At 40.8% G+C, this 7894-nt stretch carries 8 protein-coding genes; all 8 read left to right on the top strand.

Translation table 11 applies throughout. From position 1 onward, the window contains the following. Positions 1-599: 599 nt before the first annotated feature. Positions 600-1271 (top strand): DUF1361 domain-containing protein, encoded by a 672-nt coding sequence (locus DP117_RS22195; RefSeq protein ID WP_169220406.1) that lies wholly within the window; start codon positions 600-602, stop codon positions 1269-1271. Positions 1272-1579: 308 nt separating this feature from the next. Continuing rightward, on the top strand, positions 1580-2752 hold the full coding sequence (locus DP117_RS22190) for a hypothetical protein (protein ID WP_169220405.1): 1173 nt from the start codon (positions 1580-1582) through the stop codon (positions 2750-2752). Positions 2753-3099: 347 nt separating this feature from the next. Further along, a complete protein-coding gene (locus tag DP117_RS22185; protein ID WP_169220404.1) occupies positions 3100-3465 on the top strand; it encodes a ferredoxin thioredoxin reductase catalytic beta subunit in 366 nt (121 codons plus the stop codon). Then, on the top strand, positions 3462-3863 hold the full coding sequence (locus DP117_RS22180) for a DUF309 domain-containing protein (RefSeq protein ID WP_169220403.1): 402 nt from the start codon (positions 3462-3464) through the stop codon (positions 3861-3863). The genes DP117_RS22185 and DP117_RS22180 overlap by 4 nt, the downstream gene beginning before the upstream one ends. 241 nt (positions 3864-4104) lie before the next feature. Then, complete coding sequence (locus tag DP117_RS22175) at positions 4105-4611, top strand: LptA/OstA family protein (RefSeq protein WP_169220402.1); 507 nt, start codon at positions 4105-4107, stop codon at positions 4609-4611. 29 nt (positions 4612-4640) lie between these two features. Further along, on the top strand, positions 4641-5369 hold the full coding sequence (gene lptB, locus DP117_RS22170; protein ID WP_169220401.1) for an LPS export ABC transporter ATP-binding protein: 729 nt from the start codon (positions 4641-4643) through the stop codon (positions 5367-5369). 299 nt (positions 5370-5668) lie between these two features. Next, positions 5669-6787 carry an LptF/LptG family permease gene (locus DP117_RS22165; RefSeq protein WP_169220410.1) on the top strand — a complete coding sequence of 373 codons (1119 nt, stop codon included), beginning with the start codon at positions 5669-5671 and terminating at the stop codon, positions 6785-6787. A 172-nt stretch (positions 6788-6959) separates the two neighbouring features. Continuing rightward, positions 6960-7894 (top strand): hypothetical protein (locus DP117_RS22160; RefSeq protein ID WP_169220400.1); only part of this gene is annotated, 935 nt, incomplete at its 3' end.

The following is a 7894-nucleotide window of genomic DNA, read 5'->3' as shown; positions in this document are numbered from 1 at the left end:
AATGAGCGAATTTGAGCGTTTGCGTAGCGCCCCTCTTAGGGGCTAGCGAGTGACGACACAAGCCTGACTTTAATTTTCCGCCTCAGTTACCCGGTTTCTTCGTTCGTATTTGAGCCAAACAAAGGATTTTTGGTAGAAACCCGGTTTCTTTGCGCAAGTCCTGAGTGACTCATTCTAGTCCAATACGGTTCAGTTAAGGCTAAAACTCTTTGTCAAAGTTAATTTTTTTAACGAACCGCAGAGGCGCAGAGAACGCAGAGAGAAGAAAAGAGAAAAGAAAAAATGCTTAACTGAACCGTATTGCATTCTAGTCAACATAACTACTTCTCTAGGCAGTTGACAATGATTTCTGGAACTGCACAAGGGCAAAATGAAATCTATAATTATAGCCAGCACAAGGAAACCATTTCAGATGAAAAACCTATCTATAGTAAAGCGGGTCTCATCTGCGCATTGGCTATACTAGTGGCTTAGCCCGCTGGATTGACTATTTCATCAGTAGCCATTTTTACGACCTAATGCAGTTTTAATGGTCAATCAGCTAGCTTATAACTGTATGCAGAAACCAGAATCATTTATACGTCTTCAAGGAAGCACCTATGAAAGCGGAACTCACTGAATTGATAGCCAGAGTCGTGCAAGTCCTACAAATCAATATGCGTTGGATGACTTGGAACTTATTTCTAGCTTTTATACCTTTGGCTTTGAGTGTTTGGTTGTTTCGCAATGGGCGTGGGCGTTCTTGGGTTTGGTGGTTGGGCTTTATAGTTTTCTATACTTTTCTACCGAATGCGCCTTACCTACTGACTGATATCATTCACCTGATAGATGATATCCGTACAATTCAATCTGTGTGGATCATCACTCTTATCCTCATTCCATTGTATGTGCTAGTTATTTTTGCTGGATTTGAAGCTTACGTTATATCTTTAATTAATTTAGGTTATTACTTACATCGTATTGGTAAAAGCAAATGGATTTTGTGGGTTGAGTTAATTACTCATGCTCTGTGTGCTGTGGGTGTTTATTGGGGACGTTTTTTACGTTTTAACAGTTGGGATTTTGTGACTCAACCAGATGCTTTGCTCACTAAAGGTATAGAAGAAATTCTTGGTAAACAGCCTTTGGTGATTATTGCGATTACTTTTGGCATACTTGTCACTCTGCATTGGATTATGAAACGAGTAACTTTGGGTTTTGTTAAACAAGGACAAAACAACATAAGCAATAATTCAAAACGTATGAACTCAAATACGCCTAATCTTGGGTAAGAGGCTGAGCCTTGATTTGTCGTTTCCAGATTGAGCCTGGAAACGAGCATACTCATCTTTCTATAGAGAAAGAGCATATTTTAATTTTTTTATTTCTACACTCTATAGGAACAAAAATTCTACCTAACTTTCCTGCCAGAAGAAAGATGAAACTTAACTTCCCTTGACGTGAAATAAATCAAGCTCAAATATTTTGGAAATTTTGGAAGAAATTTTGGAATATTTTGAGATGACATTTCCGTCAAACCGTGAAATCTATCAGCGGTTTGATTTCAAATGTTTACTCACGTTAATAGGAGAGACATGGCATGACATTAATTTCTAGACAGGAAATAAAAACACTTCTAGAACAGCCAAGACAAAATTCTGTTTCAATTTATATGCCAACGCAGTTAGCCGGACCAGAAGTTCGACAAAACTCAATTCGCTTTAAGAATTTAATAAAAGAGGCTGAAGCACGTTTAATTGATGCAGGTCTTGGACAGGATGATGCCATTGAATTGTTAGCAAAATCTCATCAACTGGATGATTCAAATTTTTGGGAACAAAATGTAGATCAAGGACTGGCAGTTTTTATTTCTAAAGATGTTTTTCGCTACTACACTCTACCTCTGACATTTGACGAGTTGGTGGTCGTCACAGACCGATTTCATATTAAGCCACTACTGCCAATTTTAAATGGAGATGGGCGTTTCTACCTGTTGGCTTTAAGCCAAAAGGATGTTCGTTTCTTTGAGGGAACACATTACAGCATCAAAGAGATAGAGGTGGAAAATATGCCCAAAAGTCTCGATGAAGCTCTCAACTATGATGAAACTGCTCAAGAAGGTCAGTTCCGCATTGCTACATCTGGTGGTGGAACAGCCAATTCTTTTGTACAACCAGGATCGTTTCATGGACAGGGCAGTCCCGACAGGGACCAACATCAAAAAGACATCCTCCAATTTTTTCATGCTGTCAATAACACGTTGCAAGAGAAACTGCGAGACCAGACAGCGCCTTTGCTACTAGCTGGTGTAGAATATTTAATGCCCCTTTACAAACAGGCAAATACTTACCAGCATTTAATGGAAGAAGGCATCACTGGGAATCAAGAGATTCTGAGCGCACAAGAACTACACGAACGAGCTTGGCCTATCGTTGAGCCACATTACCATAAATCACAGCAAGAAGTTGTAGAACGATTTAACGAATTGTTTGGCGCTAATACTGGCAAAGCTTCCAACGAACTCAAAGAAATCATTCCAGCAGCTTATTACCAAAGAATTGATTCATTGTTGGTTGCTACCAATCAAGAGCAATGGGGATTATTTGACCCTACCTCAGAAACTGTTTATTTGCACCAAGAAGAAGAAACTGGCGATGAAGATTTGTTAGATTTTGCTGCTGCTCATACTTTATTAAATGGTGGTACAGTCTACGCTGTTGAGGCAGAACAAGTACCATTTAGCACACCTGTTGCGGCAATTTTCCGATATTAATTCAGTCGTGTTGAGTTCTCTAAAATTCTCCTAACAGAGTTAAAAAGGGGGCTTAGTTCCTCCTTTTTTTTCTCCTTTTTTAGGAGGGCTACGGAGGATAAACCGTTAATTGAATGAACTATGAATGCGACTGGTGCCTTTGTGTTTCGTCTGAAATATAACCAGAGATTGCAAGATGCACACCACACCACACAACAGATAACTGACTACTTGTCAAGTTTTCGCCTATTCAAAATCTAAAATTCAAAATTTAAAATCTCTCTAAAGAGGGGAATAATCCCCAGTTATAGCTCCCGTAGGCTGCGGTACAATGCAAAGAAATGTTTAAATTATGAGTCGTCGATCCTATGATTTCACCAGAAGTTAACACAAAATCCAGCGAACATAGCCTAGAGGCAATGCGGCATTTTTCCGAACAATATGCTAAGCGCACTGGAACGTACTTCTGTGCTGAACCTTCTGTTACCGCAGTTGTTATTGAAGGACTTGCCAAGCATAAAGACGAACTCGGAGCTCCTTTGTGTCCCTGTCGCCACTATGAAGACAAAGAAGCGGAAGTCAAAGCTACTTTTTGGAACTGTCCATGTGTACCGATGCGGGAACGCAAAGAGTGCCACTGTATGCTATTCCTGACACCAGATAATGACTTTGCTGGTGATCAACAAGAAATTTCTCTAGAAACAATTAAGCAAGTAAGAGAGACTATGGGATGAACGAACAAATGCCTGATGAGTTTTGGCAAGGTGTAGAGCAGTTTAACGCTGGGCAGTATTATGCTTGTCATGACACCTTGGAGTCTCTGTGGATTGAAGCAACAGAGCCAGAAAAAACTTTTTATCAAGGCATTCTGCAAATCGCTGTGGCGTTGTATCATCTAAACAACAAGAATTTACGTGGTGCAATGATTTTGTTGGGTGAGGGTAGCAATCGCCTGCGACGTTACCCATCAGAATACGGTGGTATTGATGTAGACGAATTATTAATTCAGAGTGCGGCATTGTTGAAGGCACTACAGCAAACAGAGCCAGAAAAGATTGCCGCCCTTAACCTAGGTCAAGATAAAACTTTGCTCTTACCTAGGATTATAAAAGTGAATCATGACAAAGCGTAAAGAATTAAAAACTTTATTGATCTTTTGTAAATCTAGTCATACTACGTTGTCTAGCATTTAGCTGTCTGTATTGTTATATACGTGATAGCTTGCGAAACCTTAGAACTAGGAAAACGTCATTAATTTTAGTTCTTACCCAGTCGCTATCCTTGGAATAGCCCAGAATGTTTATTTTCTTATCTTTGATTAAAGTAGTTGAGAAAAGTCGAATAACAAAAGAAACTACAAAATCTAAATTGCTATGATGTACCGCTATCAATTGCTTCAGTTTCAGATACGTCGTTTGGGGTTAGCCTTAATGCTACCAGTTGCACTTGTCGGCGCAATGACATTTCCTACGCAACTGCAAAAAGCAACTGCACAAACACCCCAAAAAGCAGACCAAAATCGCCCTCTCTACATCCGTGGTAAAGTGCAAGAGTATAACTCTAAAACACAAGTGGCGACTGTTCGTGGTGAGGTGGAACTGTCTTATCCTGCACGAGGTATTCAAGCAACTGCTGCCCAAGCACAATACTTTACCCGCGAACGTCAAATTGTTATGAGTGGCAATGTCTATGTTTTGCAACAGGGCAGCAATAGCATCAAGGCGGACTCAGTAACGTATCTAATTGACGAAGGGCGATTTGTTGCAACACCCAAACAAGGTCGTCAGGTAGAATCTATCTACATGGTAAACGACACTCAAGTTAACAACCAAGCTCCTGGATCTGCTCCTGCAACAACACCTCAAAAGAAAACGAATTAGCCGCGATCACTCATAAAGGACGCCAGAAAGTGAGAATCGTCTTAGAAAATATTCACAAAACTTATGGCAAGCGACTCATTGTCAATCGTGTCAACCTTTCTGTCGCCCAAGGAGAGATTGTCGGGTTACTTGGCCCCAATGGCGCTGGTAAAACAACAACTTTTTACATCGCCACAGGTTTAGAAAAACCAGACAAGGGAAATGTCTGGTTAGACAATATGGATGTGACTCCACTACCAATGCACAGAAGGGCGCGGCTAGGCATTGGTTATTTAGCACAAGAAGCAAGTGTTTTTCGCCAACTGAGTGTGCGAGATAATATTCTTTTGGTCCTAGAGCAAACGAATGTGCCTCGCTGGGAATGGGCAAGGCGAGTAGACACTTTGTTGCGGGAGTTTCGTTTAGAGAGGCTGGCTAACAGCAAAGGAATTCAACTTTCTGGAGGTGAAAGACGGCGAACGGAATTGGCGAGGGCTTTGGCTGCTGGGAGAGAAGGACCAAAATTTTTATTTTTGGACGAACCATTTGCTGGGGTTGATCCAATAGCAGTCTCAGAAATTCAGCAAATTGTGGCGCAACTGCGCGATCGCCATATGGGCATTTTAATCACCGATCACAACGTCCGCGAAACTCTAGCCATCACAGATCGCGCATATATTATGCGTGAAGGGCAAATCCTTGCTTTTGGTACCTCCAATGAACTCTACAATAACTCACTTGTGCGTCAATACTATCTGGGCGATCACTTCCAGATGTAAATTCAAAATTATCAATTAAAAATTGTTTTTATTTATTTTTTCTATTTACAAGTTCGTCATCTTGCTTGATTTTGTCTACTATTTCTTTTGATAGCTGCTACATTTTTGATGCTGAAATCTTTTTGTGGGTAAGATTTTCCCGCTTTCAAACCAGCGTTTCCTAGTAAAGTTTGTACAGCATGGTGCATACTAAAGGATTAGAAAGAACCTAGTACTAATGACTCATAAATAATGATTAATAAGTAATGGTTAAATTCAAGTCTTTCTACACCCTCAATTCGCTGCTGCCTTTTTCGATCATGGATCGCTACTTGGCTAGCGAATTGCTGCCGACATTTTTGTTTGGTGTTGGGGCTTTCGCTTCAATCGGCGTAACAATAGATGCTATGTTCGAGTTGGTGCGGAAAATTGTGGAATCCGGACTACCGATAGGCATCGCCGTTCAAGTCTTTTTGTTGAGGATGCCAGAGTTTATCGTTTTAGCCTTCCCCATGTCCACTCTGCTGGCTACCTTGATGACTTATAGTCGTCTTTCTAGCGAGAGCGAACTTATAGCACTGCGAGGCTGTGGGGTGAGTGTCTATCGGATGGTGCTTACTGCTGTGATACTGAGTTTGGTCGTTACAGGTATGACGTTTCTTTTTAACGAGCATCTTGCACCAGCATCCAAATATCAAGCATCTCAAATCCTAGACAAAGCCCTGAAATCTGATCAGCCAACGATCGCCAAGCAGCAAAACATATTTTACCCAGAATATCAAAAACAGAAGCAGGAAGATGGTAAGACGAAAAAAATCCTAACCCGCTTATTTTACGCCGATGAATTTGACGGTAAGCAGATGAAAGGCTTGACAATTATTGACCGTTCTACTCAAGGCCTCAGTCAAATCATCGTCTCAGAATCAGGTGAGTGGAACCCATCTCAAAATGTCTGGGATTTTTACAATGGTACCATCTATTTGGTTGCCCCTGATCGCTCTTATCGCAACATTCTACGTTTTGAAAAGCAACAACTGAAATTGCCCCGTACTGCATTAGATTTAGCACAGAAAAGCCGAGACTATGGTGAAATGAACATTGCTCAATCGCTAGAACAACTGGAGATTGAACGCCTCGGCGGTGATGATCAAAAAATTCGTAAACTCAAAGTCAGGATTCAACAAAAAATAGCTCTACCCTTTGTCTGTGTCGTTTTTGGTTTAGTTGGCGCAGCAATGGGAACTATACCTCAGCGTACTGGGCGAGCAACAAGTTTTGGTGTCAGTGTCATCGTGATATTCACTTACTACATATTATATTTTATCACTGGTGCATTAGCACAAGCGGATATCCTTTCTACCTTCCTGGGAGCTTGGCTGCCCAACTTCTTGGGATTAGGAATAGGTATATTTTTATTAATGCGGGTAGCACGAAGATAAAAAATTTACTAAAATAACTCTTGCGGTTAGTGAATTACAATTGTGGAGTCGGTAGTATAAAGGTAAACTCCCAATTCATTTCATTCAGTCTAGAAGGCTGGACGAATGAGTATCAATGGTTATCTTCCGGACTGAATGAACGAATGAACGAATTTTAAATTGCTTATTGCCCATGTCACGCCATCTTCCTCCCGCCTACTTACGCTATCTCAAAGCTAGGTTATGGATTTTAACACGCCCTAGTATTTGGGGAACAGCAATTTTTTTATCCGTCGTCGGGCTAGTCATTAAAGAATACTGGACACACCCAGACTTTTTTACTCGTTGGCAAACAAACCAAGTTGCTGACAAGCCTGCTAACTCATCTGTATCAGAAGAAGACACAGGAAATGCAGCAGTTCTTGATGAGTTATCGGTTCCTTATAACACTGATTTTAACCAGGCAAATCCACCAGCACTCAAAACTCGCGCCCCCAAACAGAACACTCAGGCAACAAATAGCAAAAGTTTATTAGATGCTTTAAATAGTAAGAGCCAAAGCTCTACAAGTGATTCTAAATTAAAAGTGACTATGAAAGAAGGTGATTCAACACCCGTGATCAAGTTGGAAAATCCCTTCTTAACGCAAGCAGAAAATTTACTGCAACTGAAAAATTTTCAAAATGGCAGCAATTCACAAGGAGTTAATGCCTTAAGTACTTCCCTCGCGCAACAAAATTCCGGACAAAATTCCTTTGGTTTAGGAACAGCATTAGGCAATCAAATCAATTCTAGTCAAAACAATGTTTCCGAAAGCGCCCTGCAAACGGCGCTTAATCAATTAAACAACCAGAATCAGCGCACAGGGTTAAATAAAGACACAATCAATTCCTCTAATACCTTGAATGTAGGAACAGGTTCTACACAGTCGGGAGCGATTTCTACAACAAGTAATATACAGCCGGGAGTTACAACACAACTGCAAAATCTCACTCCAGCAACAAGCAACCCTCAAGCTGGTATCAATAATCTGCAACCGCAAAATCCTATTTTTGGCACGAGTAACATACAGCCGGGAGTAGCAACACAACTACAAAATCTCACTCCAGCAACAAGCAACCCTCAAGC

Origin of the sequence: Brasilonema sp. UFV-L1, from assembly GCF_012912105.1 — a bacterium.
In the GTDB taxonomy this organism is placed as follows: domain Bacteria; phylum Cyanobacteriota; class Cyanobacteriia; order Cyanobacteriales; family Nostocaceae; genus Brasilonema.
The sequence above is the reverse complement of the archived record's forward strand: the minus strand, read 5'-3'. Positions and strand labels throughout refer to the sequence as shown.